This is a genomic window from Sediminicola sp. YIK13, from assembly GCF_001430825.1.
Lineage (GTDB): Bacteria > Bacteroidota > Bacteroidia > Flavobacteriales > Flavobacteriaceae > Sediminicola.
In genome coordinates, this window is record NZ_CP010535.1 from 368,185 (window position 1) to 382,822 (window position 14,638).

The following is a 14,638-nucleotide window of genomic DNA, read 5'->3' on the forward strand; positions in this document are numbered from 1 at the left end:
AATTCCTAAAAAATTATTGCCCTCTAAACTTTCCGTTTTTCAATTTAATACTATTTTTGCCCATGCAAAATAACGTCCTCATTTTAGATTTTGGTTCTCAGTACACACAACTCATCGCAAGAAGGGTTAGGGAACTGAATATTTTCTGCGAAATTAAACCTTACAACCATTTACCTGAAGATCTTTCAGAATACAAAGCGGTAATCCTATCTGGTTCTCCTTTTTCTGTTAGGGCAGAAGATGCTCCCCATCCGGACTTATCTCAAATCAGAGGCAAAAAGCCACTTTTGGGTGTGTGTTATGGGGCACAATATTTGGCCCATTTTAATGGTGGGAGCGTAGAAGGATCAAACACAAGAGAGTACGGTAGGGCCAAATTGTCCTATGTAAAGGAAAACGAACCGTTTTTTGACAAAATTTCCAAGGGAAGTCAAGTTTGGATGAGCCATGCTGATACCATTAAGGAACTGCCCGAGAATACGACGAGATTGGCAAGTACGCACGATGTGGAAAATGCGGCTTATAAGTTTAATGGAGAGGAGTCCTATGCCATACAGTTTCATCCTGAGGTGTACCATACAACAGATGGCAAGCAGCTATTAGAGAATTTTCTGGTTCATATTGCTGGGGTTGCACAGACTTGGACACCTGACGCTTTTGTAGAAACAACTGTAACGGAACTGAAAAGTAAAATAGGTCAGGATAAAGTGATATTGGGACTTTCAGGAGGAGTAGATTCTACTGTGGCGGCCATTTTATTGCACAAGGCCATTGGAAAGCATTTGCATTGCATCTTTGTGAACAATGGGCTTTTGAGAAAAAACGAATTCGAGGATGTGTTGCACCAGTATAAAGATATGGGGCTTAATGTTAAGGGAGTAGATGCTTCGGCACGCTTTTTGGATGCATTGGCTGGAGAGAGTGATCCAGAGAAAAAAAGGAAAGCGATCGGAAGGGTCTTTATTGAGGTTTTTGATGATGAATCACATTTGGTTGAAGATGCCAAATGGTTGGCACAAGGAACCATTTATCCTGATGTTATAGAATCGGTTTCGGCAACTGGAGGTCCTTCAGCAACCATTAAAAGTCATCATAACGTAGGTGGTCTGCCCGATTTTATGAAATTAAATGTAGTGGAGCCATTGCGAATGTTGTTCAAGGATGAGGTTCGTAGAGTGGGTGCCAGTATGGGTATTGATAAGGCTTTATTGGGAAGGCATCCCTTCCCTGGCCCTGGATTGGCAATAAGAATCCTAGGGGATATTACCCCAGAAAAAGTAGCTATTTTACAAGAAGTTGATGCTATTTTTATCAATGGGTTAAAAGAATGGGGACTTTATGACAAGGTGTGGCAGGCCGGAGCAATGCTTTTGCCCGTAAATAGTGTAGGGGTAATGGGCGATGAAAGGACTTACGAAAAATGTGTAGCTTTAAGAGCTGTGGAGAGTACAGATGGAATGACGGCAGATTGGGTTAATTTACCTTATGAGTTCTTGCAGAAAACGTCTAATGATATTATTAATAAGGTAAGGGGGGTAAATAGAGTAGTATATGATATAAGCTCTAAACCACCCGCAACCATAGAATGGGAATAGGAATGAACAGTACACGTTTTAAAATACTTATTACAGGCTTCTTTATGCTGTTTTTATGTTTACACATGAATGCACAGCAATTTGCAACACATGCGGTAAAGAAGGGTGAAACATTGGAGAGTATTGCAAAACAATACAGAGTTACCCCATTCAACATCTTAAAGTACAACAAGGAAATTGTTCAAGGGAAGCCTCTGGTAGCTAATACCGTATTGGTAATTCCGATGGCATCCAAATCTGCTGACCCTAATGTTCCTGTGGTAAAAAGCAAGGTAACTGCAGTTGTTAAGGAGGATAAAGTGGTCCAAGAAAATCCCATTGGCTTTACCAGTTATAGGGCAAGGCGTAGAGATACTCTATACGGCATTGCCAAGAGGTTCAATATCACCGTTGAAGATATTAAGCGTTACAACAAAGAATTGTATGCTGGAAATCTTAAGAAAGGGATGAACCTTAGGATCCCTAAGTTCAGACGCGTTAATCCTGAGGACGTTGCCAAAAGTGAGGAGGATTTTGAAATGTACACGGTAAAGCCTAAAGAAACCAGGTGGAGCATAGCAAACTCGTATGGGATTACAATAGATGAACTTCTGGAACTGAACCCTGAACTTTCCAAGACCAATAACTACCTGATGGAAGGGCAGGAATTAAAATTGCCAAAAATTAAAGGGAGTACAGTAGATAATCAGAAAATCCAATTGTATAATTCCTATGTTATCACGCCAAAACAGACATTTTACAATCTTGAAAAACAATTCGGTGTAACAGAAGAAGAAATCAAAGCGTTAAATCCTGAGGTGAAAGTTCGTGGACTACAAGAAGGGATGATCATACGCTTGCCCAAAAAGGATATGGCCCCCAAAGAGGTCGTAAATACAGATAAATATGTTTTCTACGAGGTGAAGCCTCAAGAAACTGAATTTAGACTAACCAGAAAGCTAAATGTCACCTATTCTGAACTTTTGGCTTTAAATCCAGAACTCAGTGATGGCTTAAAAGCAGGGATGATTCTTAAAATTCCAAAAGCAAAGGCGCAAGATCTAGAGATCAAAAACTCCTTGGTGCTTGATAAGTTTAGTCTGATAGATAGTATCCAAACCACAAATAGGCCCAATTTACTTTTCTTGCTTCCTTTTAGAACGGATAAAATAGATGTTACGGATAAAGAATTGGCCAAACAGACAATGGCCAATAGGAATGATAGTAAGTACAGTATTGGAATGTATACTGGAGCCATGGTGGCTCTGGATTCCATAAAAAAATTGGGGGTTTCTGTCAATGTGAAAACCTTTGACACTCAATTGAATGTGGACAGGGTGAAGGGTATTATGTTACGTGAAAAATTAAACGATGTAAGTGCCATAATAGGACCCTTGGATGCTAAGTCCCTAAAAGAGGTGGCTTTGGCCGCTGGACAGTACAATGTTCCTGTAATTGCCCCTATAGCTGCGGAAAGTGATATAAGTTTGCGCAATGTTTATTTTACCCTTCCTACAGAAGAGGTGTTAAGGAATAAAATGATAGCCTATGTGAACGATCACAGGAAGGAAGAAAACATTGTTATCATTGCTGATGACAACAATAAGAAAACCCAAAGTCTGCTTTTGGAGAAATTTCCTCAGGCTAAAACTCTTAACCTAAAGGACAATATTTCATTGGATATTGAAAAGGTGAAACAGGTAGTTTCAGCGAAACAAAATTGGGTGTTCCTGGAGTCTGATAATGCCAATACCATCTATCATGTGAGCTCTGTCTTGAATTCTACGATCAAGGATACCGTAAAGATTAAAATGTTTACGACCAACAGGAACAAAGCCTTTGAAAACGATGTTATTTCCAATTCACATCTTTCAAATCTTGGATTTACCTTTCCGTCAATTGAAAAGGAGATCGGGGCCAATTCCTTTGTGAAAATGTATAGAAGAAAATATGGGATTGAGCCCGATCGATACGCTACTCGAGGGTTTGATATCACATTTGATATTCTGTTGAAGTTGGCCTACAAAAACGACTTGTTCGAAGCTGGTAAAAAAATTGGGGAGACTTCCTATTCAGCAAATAAGTTCAACTATTTAAAGGACGCATCATCTGGCTACTACAACCAGTCGGCCTATATTATGTCCTACAATAAAATGATGATCGTAGAGGCCGAGTAGGGATAGGGCCGGGTGGGTCCAAAATATGGACTATACTTTAAAAATTAGGGTTCGCGACCTTAAGGATTCAGCATTGGTAACCCCAAATATTGGGACTGCCTTTTAAACGTCACAGATCAGGAATCCCTGTTTCAAGGCTTGGATTTTGTCTTTACTGGCTGGAATAAATTCTTGTGCCACATATCCTTTATAACCAGTATCCATAATTGCCTTCATAATAGCTGGGTAGTAAAGTTCCTGGGTTTCGTTAATTTCATGTCTTCCGGGTACCCCAGCCGTGTGGTAGTGGCCAAAATAGGGGTGATTATCCTTGATAGACTGGATAATGTCCCCTTCTTGTATCTGCATATGGTAAATATCGAAAAGGAGCTTAAAGTTTTCAGATCCTATTTGCTTGCACAATTCAATGCCCCAGGCAGAGGTGTCGCCCATATAATCGGGATGGTTTCTTTGGTTGAAGAGTTCCATTTGTAGTACTACCCCATGTTTTTCTGCCAAAGGCATTAATTTTTTTAAGGCGGTCACACAGTTTCGTAAGCCGGTTTCATCGTCCATTCCCCTTCGGTTACCGCTAAAACAAATTAAATTGGTATATCCTGCCGCTGCCACCAAGGGTATCATTTTGGTGTAGTTGTCTATCAGCGTCCCATGATATTTTGGATCGTTGAAGCCTTCGGTCAAACTAATTTCAGCCCCATTGCACATGGCCGAGTGAATATTGTATTTTTTTAACAAGGGCCATTCCTTGGGCCCCATTAAGTCGATAGCTTTAATATTCAACTCATTTAACCTTATCAAGAAGTCTTCCAAGGGGATGTCGGCGAAACACCAGTGGCACACGCTATGGTTAATGTTGTTTTTTAGTTTAAATCCCATATCTTGCTTTGTTTCTTGGGCATTTGTGGTTTGATAAGCCAAAACTCCAACAGTAGCAACAGCTGAAGTACCAATAAAAGTGCGCCTTTTCATAATAAATGTATTTAGTACATGTATGAAGATAAGTTTTTAGTTCCAAATAAATGAACATATATCCTGATAAAAGGCAGTTGATAGAACTGGCTCATTATAAAATGCCGTTTGGAAAATTTAAGGACCGCTATTTGGTGGACCTTCCCGAGCCTTATTTGGTATGGTTTAATCAAAAGGGATTTCCCGATGGTAAACTTGGAAATTTGTTGAAAGCCATGTTGGAAATCAAAATAAACGGCCTAGAAGGGTTAATTCGGAAAATTCAAAAAGATTTTCCTAGAGATTAACAGTGTTATCGGACTGCAATTTGTACTTTTGCCTGCGTTAAGAAAAGAACCTAACGCTTCATGTCACAGACTAAATATATTTTTGTAACCGGTGGGGTTACTTCTTCCCTTGGAAAAGGGATTATTGCAGCTTCATTGGCTAAATTACTTCAGGCCCGCGGTTACAAAACAACTATTCAAAAATTAGATCCTTATATCAATGTGGATCCCGGAACTTTAAATCCATACGAACATGGTGAATGTTATGTAACGGATGACGGTGCGGAAACGGATTTGGATTTGGGACATTACGAACGTTTCTTAAATGTTAGGACTTCCCAGGCCAATAACGTTACCACGGGAAGAATATACCAAAGTGTCATTGACAAGGAAAGAAGAGGCGAATTTTTAGGAAAGACGGTACAAGTAGTTCCTCATATTACCAATGAAATAAAGGAACGCGTTCAGATCCTTGGTAAAAGTGGTGAATATGATATTGTGATAACCGAGATAGGGGGAACCGTAGGGGATATAGAATCTTTACCCTACATTGAGGCGGTCCGTCAGTTATTATGGGAATTGGGCGATACCAATGGCATTGTTATACATCTAACCTTGGTGCCTTACCTTTCTGCCGCAGGCGAGCTAAAGACCAAGCCTACACAACACTCGGTAAAGACCTTAATGGAGAGTGGGATCAAAGCGGATATATTGGTATGTAGAACCGAGCATGAAATTTCGGACGATATCAAGGATAAAATTGCTCTTTTTTGCAACGTTAAAAGAGATGCCGTCATTCAGTCTATTGATGCCTCTACCATATATGATGTGCCCATCCTCATGCAGGAAGAGGGGTTGGACACGGTAACCCTTCGTAAATTAGGATTACCTGATGATGTTGTCCCGGATTTGACCAATTGGAATGAGTTTTTGGACAAGCATAAACATCCAAAAGATGAGGTCAATATTGGGTTGATCGGAAAATATGTAGAATTACAGGATTCCTATAAATCCATCCTCGAAGCCTTTATTCATGCCGGAGCAGTTAATGAAGTGCGGGTCAAAATAAAATGGATCCATTCCGAGCATATCACCGATCGCAATTTGGTGAATAAAATGAAGGATTTAGACGGAATTTTAGTAGCTCCAGGTTTTGGTGAAAGAGGAATAGAAGGAAAAGTAAAGGCTGTAAAATACGCCAGAGAGCAAAATATACCATTTTTGGGGATATGCTTGGGAATGCAAATGGCCGTAATAGAATTCGGTAGAAATGCGCTTGGCCTAGCCGATGCAAATTCTACTGAAATGGACGCGGATACGCCTAACCCGGTCATAAGTTTAATGGAAGAACAAAAGACCATTACCAATAAAGGGGGCACCATGCGTTTAGGAGCGTGGGACTGCGATTTAAAAGATGGTAGTTTGGTGCAAAAGGTCTATGGCGGGGAAAAAACCATTTCGGAAAGACACCGTCATCGTTACGAGTTTAACAACCAGTACAAGGAGACCATGGAAAAGGCCGGTTTGGTGGCCTCAGGTGTAAATAAAAAAACAGGTCTTGTCGAAATCGTGGAATTGCCGACACATCCGTGGTTCATTGGAGTACAATACCATCCAGAATACAAAAGTACCGTTGCCAATCCTCACCCTTTGTTTGTGGGGTTTGTTAAAGCAGCGTTGGATCATAAATTAAAGTAACCTAATGTCGCACAGGCATTAAATTCACAATTGGACATATATTTGCGTATTAAAAATTAAACGGACCTGCACGGTGATACCTCTTTGAGGGTTTGTAAATGAAACTTAGATGGAAGAAAAAAAATTTGATGTAAAATCTATAATTGGCTTTGTACTGATATTCGGTATCCTCATATTCATGTTTTACCAGAATCAGCCTACTCCCGAGGAGCTAGAGGCACAAAAGGCAAAGCAAGAGCAGGTAGAGGCCCAAAATAAGGCTGCGAAAACTGCAGTCGAAACTCCAGTTGCTGAACCCAGCATGAATCTGCAGGACTCCACTTCTGTTGCAGGCTATAAGAATGCCGTGGGAGCTTTTGGTTTTAATGCCCCATCTGAGGCTACAACAGTTTTGGAAAATGATCTGGTTGTTTTAAAAGTGAGCAACAAAGGAGGACAGATCGTGGAAGCAAAAATGAAAACATTTGTTACCTATGATTCCATTCCGGTGTATTTGGTAAAAGATGGGAATTCATCTTTTGATATCATGTTCAAAACCAATGAGAATAGATCTCTTAATACCAAAGATCTATATTTTGAACCCACTTTGACCAATGATGGTGACGTGCAGGTGCTCTCCATGAAGGCAAAAGTATCTCCTTCCCAATTTTTGGAGTACCGCTATGAAATGAAGCCAAATGATTATTTGGTCGATTTTATAGTGAGATCCCAAGGACTTAATGGCATAATCAATCCGAGTGGAGCTATTAATTTGGAATGGAAACTAAAGGGAATCCGTCACTCTAAAAGTATTCAATACGAAAACCGATATACAAGACTGACCTATAATCATGAAGATGGAAAGATCAGTAAGCTATCTGAAAGTAGTGATGATGAAGAATCGGAGGATACGGATATTAAATGGCTATCGTACAGGCAGCATTTTTTCAGTTCCATTCTGGCTACCCAAACACCATTTGAAACAGCTCAATTAACTTCTGTTAATTTGGTTGAAGAGGAAAGCAAAACTGCTGGATACACCAAGGAATACAGCACTGTGGCACCATTGAAATTAGAAGGAGGAGAACTTTCTTATACCATGGACTGGTATTATGGTCCTACGGACGTAAAGGTATTGTCACAATATAAGGAGCTAGGTCTGGAAGATTCCATTCCTTTTGGATGGGGGATCTTTGGATGGATCAACAGGTACATATTTACACCAACATATACCTTCTTAAGTTCGTTCCTGCCCTTTGGTATTGCAATTGTGGTCATGACTATTTTGGTCCGACTGTTAATGTCACCGGTGACCTATAAATCTTACCTGTCTCAGGCCAAGATGAAGGTATTGAAGCCAGAGATAACCGAATTAAATGAGAAGTTCAAGGACAATGCCATGAAAAAGCAGCAAGAGACCATGAAGTTGTATGGTAAGGCCGGGGTAAGTCCTATGAGCGGTTGTTTGCCGGCAGTAGTGCAGCTGCCCATATTTTACGCGCTTTTTATGTTCTTCCCAACCTCTTTTGCGCTGCGTCAAAAATCGTTCTTATGGGCAGATGACCTTTCGTCCTATGATACCATAGCACAATTGCCGTTTAATATTCCGTTTTATGGGGATCATGTGAGTTTATTCCCAATACTGGCGTCTGTTGCCATCTTCTTTTATATGATGATGACCACAGGGCAGAATATGCCATCGCAACCGGGTATGCCAAACATGAAATTTATCATGTACTTATCGCCTTTGATGATGTTATTCTTCTTTAATAGCTATGCTAGTGGATTGAGTTTGTACTACTTTGTTTCCAACTTAATTACCATTTTCATCATGCTGGCCATCAAGAAGTTTATTATCAATGAAGATAAAATCCACGCCCAGATACAAGAGAACAAGAAAAAGCCTAAGAAAGAAGGCAAGTTCCAGAAAAAAATGCGCGAGATGATGGAGCAGGCAGAAGCCCAGAAGAAAAACAAATAATCTATATAGTTACAAGAAAAAAAAAGCTCCCTTTTAAAGGGAGCTTTTTGCATTAAATAGGTTTAGTTTGGAAAGATTTGGGATTGTAAATATGGGGGATAGAAACACGTTTTAAAAAATATAGTTGTAAACGGTCCATATTTGTATGTTAAAAGATTCCTCCTTGTTGTCGACCAAAATTATATGGGTTGTTAGGACAAAAAAAAACCACACTGATGAACAGTGTGGTTTAATTTTAGATTCTAATAAGGGTACTAGTCCATAGCAAAATCAGACCAGAATTAATTGGGGTGACAGTAGGTATTAATTATTTTATAGAGCATCCAATACTTCTTGTGGCAATAGCACCTTATCAATGACATGTACCGCTCCATTTGTTGTTGCCACATTGGCAATCACAACTTGTGCATCAGTATCTGTGGCATCTCCTATAAAAACACCACCAGTAAGACTTACAGTTACATCTTCTCCCTGTACGGTTCCAATCATCATTCCATCAGTGAGGTTGGTGGCATACGCAGCGGTACCGGAAACAACGTGGTATGTCAACACTTTTGCTAGTAAAGCTTTTTCCTCAGGAGTATCAAATTCGCTTAAATTGGTATACCCTAAAGTATTTAAAAGTGCCTCAAAAGCAGTATTTGTTGGTGCAAATACAGTAAAAGGACCCTCAGAACTCAAGGTGGCTACTAGGTCTGCGTCGGCCTGTACGAGTGCATCTACCAATAGACTAAGGGCTGCAGTGGCTTGTGCGGTTTCAACAATGTTTAGTGTAGGAGGATTAAGGGCGTTCAATACTTCTTGTGGTAATAGAACTTTGTCAATTACATGTACCACACCATTTGTGGTTACTACATCAGGAATAACCACTTCGGCTGCTGTATCTGTGGCATCTCCGATGAAAACCCCTCCATTTAAATCAACAGATACGTTTTCACCCTGAAAGGTTTCTATTCTCATATCCTGTGTTAAGTCAGTGGATAATGCGGCGGTTCCAGCAACAACATGGTAGGTCAAAACCTTGGCCAACAAGGCTTTTTCGTCTGCTGTATCAAAATCTTCCAAGCTGTTGTAATCATTTCCTAGAGCTTCTAATAGCGCAGCAAAAGCATCGTTGGTAGGTGCGAATACAGTAAATGGTCCGTCTCCACTTAAGGTGGCTACCAAGTCAGCATCGGCTTGAATAAGTGCATCTACCAATAGGCTAAGGGCTGCTGTGGCTTGAGCTGTTTCAACTATGTTTTGGGTTGGGGCGTTAAGGGCATCCAGAACTTCTTGCGGCAATAAAACTTTATCAATTACATGCACCACTCCGTTGGATGTTGCCACGTCCGCCGTTACCACTTGGGCATCGGTTTCTGTTGCGTCACCAATAAAAACACCACCATTTAAATTAACGGTTACATCTTCGCCCTGAACAGTAGTAATCATCATCCCATCGGAGAGATCTCCAGAAAAGGCTGCTGTTCCGGCTACAACATGATAGGTCAACACTTTTGCCAAGAGTTCTTTTTCTTCAGCAGTGTCAAAATCGGCCAAGCTGTTGTAGTCATCCCCTAAGTCGTTCAATAGGGCGGCAAAGGCATCGTTAGTGGGAGCAAATACAGTAAACGGACCATCGGAACTTAAGGTGGCTACCAAATCTGCATCTGCTTGTATCAATGCATCAACCAAAAGACTTAGATCTGCGGTTGCTTGAGCGGTTCCTACAATGTTCAGGTCATTGGACATCTCTTCTTCCATTACATTATCATCATCGTCGTTACAGGATAGTAGGAATAATGAAAATAAAGCCATGAAAGCCAGGGCATTTAATTTAAAAAATCGTCTCTTAATGTTTTAGGTTTTAAGGATTATGTTAAAAATTAATTTTAATAGTAATCAAGTTTCTTTAATCATGCCTTATGTGGTAAGGCACGTTTTCTTAATTAGGCTCACTATAATTGTTTAATAAAATAGAAAATCTATTAAACGAATTCAAACTTAGGGAAAATTCATTTTTGTTTATGTTTATTTAGAAAAAGTTTAACAAAATATAAATCTGTTATTTAGAGCCACTTAAAGCGACAAAGGGATTTGGAATTTCTGTTGGATGGCACATTTTTTTTGCATTAACCTTTAATAGGGATTGCCAAAAGAGATTATGACATCTACGAATTTTGTATTTTTGCATATTGATTTGAAGAAGATGAAAAAAGTTGTAGTAGGACTTTCTGGGGGAGTGGATTCCAGTGTAACCGCATACTTGTTAAAAGAGCAAGGTTATGAGGTGATTGGCTTGTTTATGAAAAACTGGCATGATGATTCAGTGACCATTTCTGATGAGTGTCCATGGTTGGAGGATAGTAACGATGCGCTTATTGTAGCCGAAAAATTGGGAATTCCTTTTCAGACGGTAGATTTAAGTGAGCAATATAAGGAGCGGATAGTGGATTATATGTTCCACGAATATGAAAAGGGAAGAACCCCCAACCCAGATGTTCTATGCAATAGGGAAATCAAGTTCGATGTCTTTATGAAAATCGCGCTTCAATTGGGGGCAGATTATGTAGCTACTGGACATTATTGTAGGAAAGGGACCATCAGTAATCCAGACGGTACTGAAACCTATCAACTTTTGGCGGGAGTAGACGGGAATAAGGACCAGTCCTATTTTCTTTGTCAATTATCTCAAGAACAGTTGGCCAAAACGCTCTTCCCAATTGGGGAGCTAACCAAGCCTGAAGTCCGTAAGATTGCAGCGGACAACGATTTGATCACGGCAGATAAAAAAGATTCCCAAGGACTTTGTTTTATTGGTAAAGTGAGGCTTCCTGATTTTTTACAGCAGAAACTGAAACCCAAAAAAGGGGTGATCGTAGAAGTGCCTTCGTCTTTGGCCCATTATCAAACAGATGTGCCAACGTTTGGTTCCAAAAAAGAAGAATTGGCCTATTATGCCATCAAACCAAATTACCAGCTAGAAGATGGGAGGGTAGTGGGAGAGCACCAGGGTGCGCACTATTTCACCAAAGGTCAACGTAAAGGCCTGGATGTGGGAGGAACAAAAGAACCTTTATTCGTCATTGAAACCGATGTAGAAGACAATATTATTTACACGGGACAGGGAAAAAGCCATCCGGGATTGTACAGACGAACCCTTTTTGTAGGTAACGAGGAATTGCATTGGGTGCGTAAAGATTTGGCTTTAAAAGTAGATGAGACAATGGATGTAATGGCAAGAATACGTTACAGGCAACCGTTGCAAAAGGCCACCTTGTATCAAACTGAGGGAGGTATGTATGTAGATTTTGAAGAGAAACAATCGGCCATAACCGAAGGTCAATTCGTGGCCTGGTATCTGGAAGATGAACTAATAGGATCAGGAGTGATCTCGTAATATGGTAAAAAACTTCCTTATCCTTTTTTTCTTTTTCAGCCTTTTTGGAGCACGAGCTCAGGAACATGCCTGGGTTTATTTCAAGGATAAGGTTGGAGTAGTTGAAGCCTTGGCCAATCCAGAAACTATTCTTACTTCCCGTGCTTTGGCAAGAAAGAACAAGTTTAACATTCCGGTAGATGAAAGGGATGTCCCGGTCAATGAAAGTTATCTTGCCCAGGTGAAAGGGCAATCCGGAATTGCCGTGAAAGCAAAATCTAAATGGTTTAATTGTGTCCATGTCGTTGGAAGTATTAATGATATTGCGTCACTTTCCAGTTTGGATTTTGTGGATCGCATTTTTTACGCCGATAGAGGTCTCAATGCAAAAGCCGGAAAATACCCCAAGGATAAAAGTAAGCCCGATAACCATGAAAATAAGTTTTTAACCCAGAAAGCTAATTTTGTCTACGGACAAAGCGAAGCGCAGATTTCACAGTTAAAGGTTGAAGCCCTGCACCAATCTAATTATAATGGGGAAGGCTTATGGATCGCTGTGATGGATGGGGGGTTCCCAAATGTAGATCGGCTTGCCGCATTTTCCCGATTACGTTCCAATAATGATTTATTGGGAGGCTATGATTTTGTAGGTCGCACTACCAATATTTACGCTCCAGATGGCGATAGCCACGGGACAAGGGTCTTATCAGATATGGGGGGATATGTAGAGAACCAGCTTGTGGGGACAGCTCCAGATGCGAGTTATATGCTGTTTAGAACTGAGGATGGGGCTACGGAGACTCCTGTAGAAGAAAGTTATTGGGTAGAGGCTGCTGAAAGAGCAGATAGTTTGGGAATAGACCTGATAAATACTTCTTTGGGATATAGCACGTTTGATAACCCTAATTATAATTATACCCCTGCAGAGATGGATGGCAATACCGCTTTTATTTCCCAAGGGGCAAACATTGCCACTGAAAAAGGAATGTTGGTTGTGAATTCTGCAGGAAATTCCGGAAGCTCCTCTTGGGGGGTTGTTACGGCTCCCGCCGATGCCAACGTCTATTCAGTTGGTGCTGTTGATAAGGATGGCAATTATGTAAGTTTTAGTTCTCGTGGTTCAAATGCCCAGGGAGCGGTAAAACCAGACGGTATGGCCATGGGAAGAAATGCGGCCGTGGTAGATGAAAATAATGCTGTTGTACGGAATAATGGAACGTCTTTTTCATCCCCGATCATGGCAGGTGCCATTGCCTCGTTTTGGGGCGCTTTGCCCGATAAAACCAATCTGGAAATAATGCAGTTGGTACGCGAAAGTTCTTCCATGTATCAGAATCCAAATACCCAAATGGGCTATGGTATCCCAAATTTTGAATTGGCAATGACATTGAACGGGGTAGAAGGTCAAAATGGAGTAGAAAATGAAGGGGAGCAAACCCTGGATTATATCCTATTTCCCAATCCAATGGAAACCAATGTTCAGATACAATTGCCTCAGGGAAGTACCACGGCAATCCTTAGGTTGTACGATATTTATGGAAAACGTATCTTGGAAAAGCAAATTACCGAAACTGATAACAAAATATCCGTAGAGCAATTGAGTCAGGCGATGTACATTGTTCAATTGGAAATGGAAGGTATCAGTAAGGAATACAAGTTGATCAAAAAATAATGGAGAATAGGATTACGGAACTTTTTAAGATACAATACCCCATCATACAAGCAGGAATGATATGGGCCAGTGGCTGGCGATTGGCCTCAACTGTGTCCAATGCAGGAGGTTTAGGAATCATCGGAGCGGGCTCTATGTACCCTGAAGTATTGCGGGAACACATTCAAAAATGTCAAAGGGCGACCAAGAAACCTTTTGCTGTAAACATCCCCATGCTTTATCCGGACATAGATCAATTGATGTCCATTGTGGTTGAACTGGGAGTCAAGATTGTTTTTACTTCCGCCGGGAACCCTAAAACTTGGACCTCTTATCTAAAAGAAAAGGGCATTACCGTAGTACATGTCGTTAGCAGTGTAAAGTTTGCTGTTAAGGCCCAGGAGGCTGGCGTTGATGCCATAGTTGCGGAAGGTTTCGAAGCAGGGGGGCACAATGGCAGGGATGAAACAACAACCTTGACCTTGATACCGGCCGTTAAGGAAAAAATTACCATCCCTTTGATAGCGGCAGGAGGAATAGCCACAGGTAGGGCAATGTTGGCGGTAATGATCCTCGGTGCCGATGGGGTACAGGTAGGTAGCCGATTTGTAGCAAGTTACGAAGCGTCATCCCATGAGCTTTTTAAGCAAAAAGTGGTGGAGGCAGGTGAAGGGGATACCATTTTGACCTTAAAAGAGTTGGCACCTGTGCGGTTGATCAAAAATAAATTCTTTCAGGACATTCAAAACCTTTATGCTAAATCGCCCTCTGTAGAAGAGTTAAAACAACTATTGGGAAGGGCAAGGGCCAAGAGGGGCATGTTTGAAGGGGATATGGAAGAAGGTGAGTTGGAAATTGGCCAGGTTTCGGCAATTATCCATGATATTAAGCCTGCCGCAGAAATTGTCGCTGACATGGTTGCTGAGTTTAAAGAAGCAAAGACAGCTGTAGCCCATTTATAGGTTTTTAAAATCCAGAGACTACT

Annotated in this window: 10 protein-coding genes; 8 read left to right on the top strand and 2 right to left on the bottom strand. The window is 40.8% G+C overall.

What is annotated here, in order from left to right; translation table 11 throughout:
* Window positions 1-62 precede the first annotated feature (62 nt).
* Both guaA and SB49_RS01715 read left to right on the top strand, forming a co-directional pair.
* Window positions 63-1,595: a glutamine-hydrolyzing GMP synthase gene (gene guaA / locus SB49_RS01710; RefSeq protein ID WP_062053263.1), complete on the top strand. Its 1,533-nt coding sequence runs from the start codon at window positions 63-65 to the stop codon at window positions 1,593-1,595.
* Window positions 1,596-1,597: 2 nt separating this feature from the next.
* The gene (locus tag SB49_RS01715; protein WP_235537810.1) at window positions 1,598-3,751 is read left to right on the top strand and encodes a LysM peptidoglycan-binding domain-containing protein; all 2,154 of its coding nucleotides are present in this window, start codon (window positions 1,598-1,600) and stop codon (window positions 3,749-3,751) included.
* A gap of 102 nt (window positions 3,752-3,853) precedes the next feature.
* Here the strand turns inward: SB49_RS01715 and SB49_RS01720 are convergent, their stop codons facing one another.
* The gene (locus tag SB49_RS01720; RefSeq protein ID WP_062053267.1) at window positions 3,854-4,720 is read right to left on the bottom strand and encodes a hydroxypyruvate isomerase family protein; all 867 of its coding nucleotides are present in this window, start codon (window positions 4,718-4,720) and stop codon (window positions 3,854-3,856) included.
* A gap of 50 nt (window positions 4,721-4,770) precedes the next feature.
* Here SB49_RS01720 and SB49_RS01725 point away from each other — a divergent pair, with 50 nt between their 5' ends.
* The 3 genes from SB49_RS01725 to yidC all read left to right on the top strand — a co-directional run bounded on the left by SB49_RS01725 (window position 4,771) and on the right by yidC (window position 8,644).
* Window positions 4,771-5,007 carry a DUF3820 family protein gene (locus SB49_RS01725; protein ID WP_062053269.1) on the top strand — a complete coding sequence of 79 codons (237 nt, stop codon included), beginning with the start codon at window positions 4,771-4,773 and terminating at the stop codon, window positions 5,005-5,007.
* Window positions 5,008-5,067: 60 nt separating this feature from the next.
* Window positions 5,068-6,684: a CTP synthase gene (locus SB49_RS01730; protein WP_062053271.1), complete on the top strand. Its 1,617-nt coding sequence runs from the start codon at window positions 5,068-5,070 to the stop codon at window positions 6,682-6,684.
* Between the two features lie 109 nt (window positions 6,685-6,793).
* Window positions 6,794-8,644 (top strand): membrane protein insertase YidC, encoded by a 1,851-nt coding sequence (gene yidC, locus SB49_RS01735; RefSeq protein WP_062053273.1) that lies wholly within the window; start codon window positions 6,794-6,796, stop codon window positions 8,642-8,644.
* Window positions 8,645-8,956: 312 nt separating this feature from the next.
* Here the strand turns inward: yidC and SB49_RS01740 are convergent, their stop codons facing one another.
* Entirely contained in the window at window positions 8,957-10,441 is a 1,485-nt protein-coding gene (locus tag SB49_RS01740) for a fasciclin domain-containing protein (protein WP_062053275.1), read from the bottom strand.
* 391 nt (window positions 10,442-10,832) lie between these two features.
* On the opposite strand from SB49_RS01740, the gene mnmA reads away from it, so the two are divergent.
* Genes mnmA through SB49_RS01755 form a run of 3 tightly spaced genes read left to right on the top strand, consistent with a single transcriptional unit; the run spans window position 10,833 to window position 14,615 of the window.
* Window positions 10,833-12,023, top strand: coding sequence for a tRNA 2-thiouridine(34) synthase MnmA (mnmA, locus tag SB49_RS01745; RefSeq protein WP_062058744.1), 1,191 nt, complete (start codon window positions 10,833-10,835; stop codon window positions 12,021-12,023).
* Window position 12,024: 1 nt separating this feature from the next.
* Complete coding sequence (locus SB49_RS01750; RefSeq protein WP_062053277.1) at window positions 12,025-13,674, top strand: S8 family serine peptidase; 1,650 nt, start codon at window positions 12,025-12,027, stop codon at window positions 13,672-13,674.
* A complete protein-coding gene (locus SB49_RS01755) occupies window positions 13,674-14,615 on the top strand; it encodes an NAD(P)H-dependent flavin oxidoreductase (RefSeq protein ID WP_062053279.1) in 942 nt (313 codons plus the stop codon). The genes SB49_RS01750 and SB49_RS01755 overlap by 1 nt, the downstream gene beginning before the upstream one ends.
* Window positions 14,616-14,638: the final 23 nt, after the last annotated feature.

Coding starts and splice junctions, on each gene's coding strand:
- guaA (WP_062053263.1), top strand. CDS start 63: ATGCAAAATAACGTCCTCATTTTAGATTTTGGTTCTCAGTACACACAA.
- SB49_RS01715 (WP_235537810.1), top strand. CDS start 1,598: ATGAACAGTACACGTTTTAAAATACTTATTACAGGCTTCTTTATGCTG.
- SB49_RS01720 (WP_062053267.1), bottom strand. CDS start 4,720: ATGAAAAGGCGCACTTTTATTGGTACTTCAGCTGTTGCTACTGTTGGA.
- SB49_RS01725 (WP_062053269.1), top strand. CDS start 4,771: ATGAACATATATCCTGATAAAAGGCAGTTGATAGAACTGGCTCATTAT.
- SB49_RS01730 (WP_062053271.1), top strand. CDS start 5,068: ATGTCACAGACTAAATATATTTTTGTAACCGGTGGGGTTACTTCTTCC.
- yidC (WP_062053273.1), top strand. CDS start 6,794: ATGGAAGAAAAAAAATTTGATGTAAAATCTATAATTGGCTTTGTACTG.
- SB49_RS01740 (WP_062053275.1), bottom strand. CDS start 10,441: ATGGCTTTATTTTCATTATTCCTACTATCCTGTAACGACGATGATGAT.
- mnmA (WP_062058744.1), top strand. CDS start 10,833: ATGAAAAAAGTTGTAGTAGGACTTTCTGGGGGAGTGGATTCCAGTGTA.
- SB49_RS01750 (WP_062053277.1), top strand. CDS start 12,025: ATGGTAAAAAACTTCCTTATCCTTTTTTTCTTTTTCAGCCTTTTTGGA.
- SB49_RS01755 (WP_062053279.1), top strand. CDS start 13,674: ATGGAGAATAGGATTACGGAACTTTTTAAGATACAATACCCCATCATA.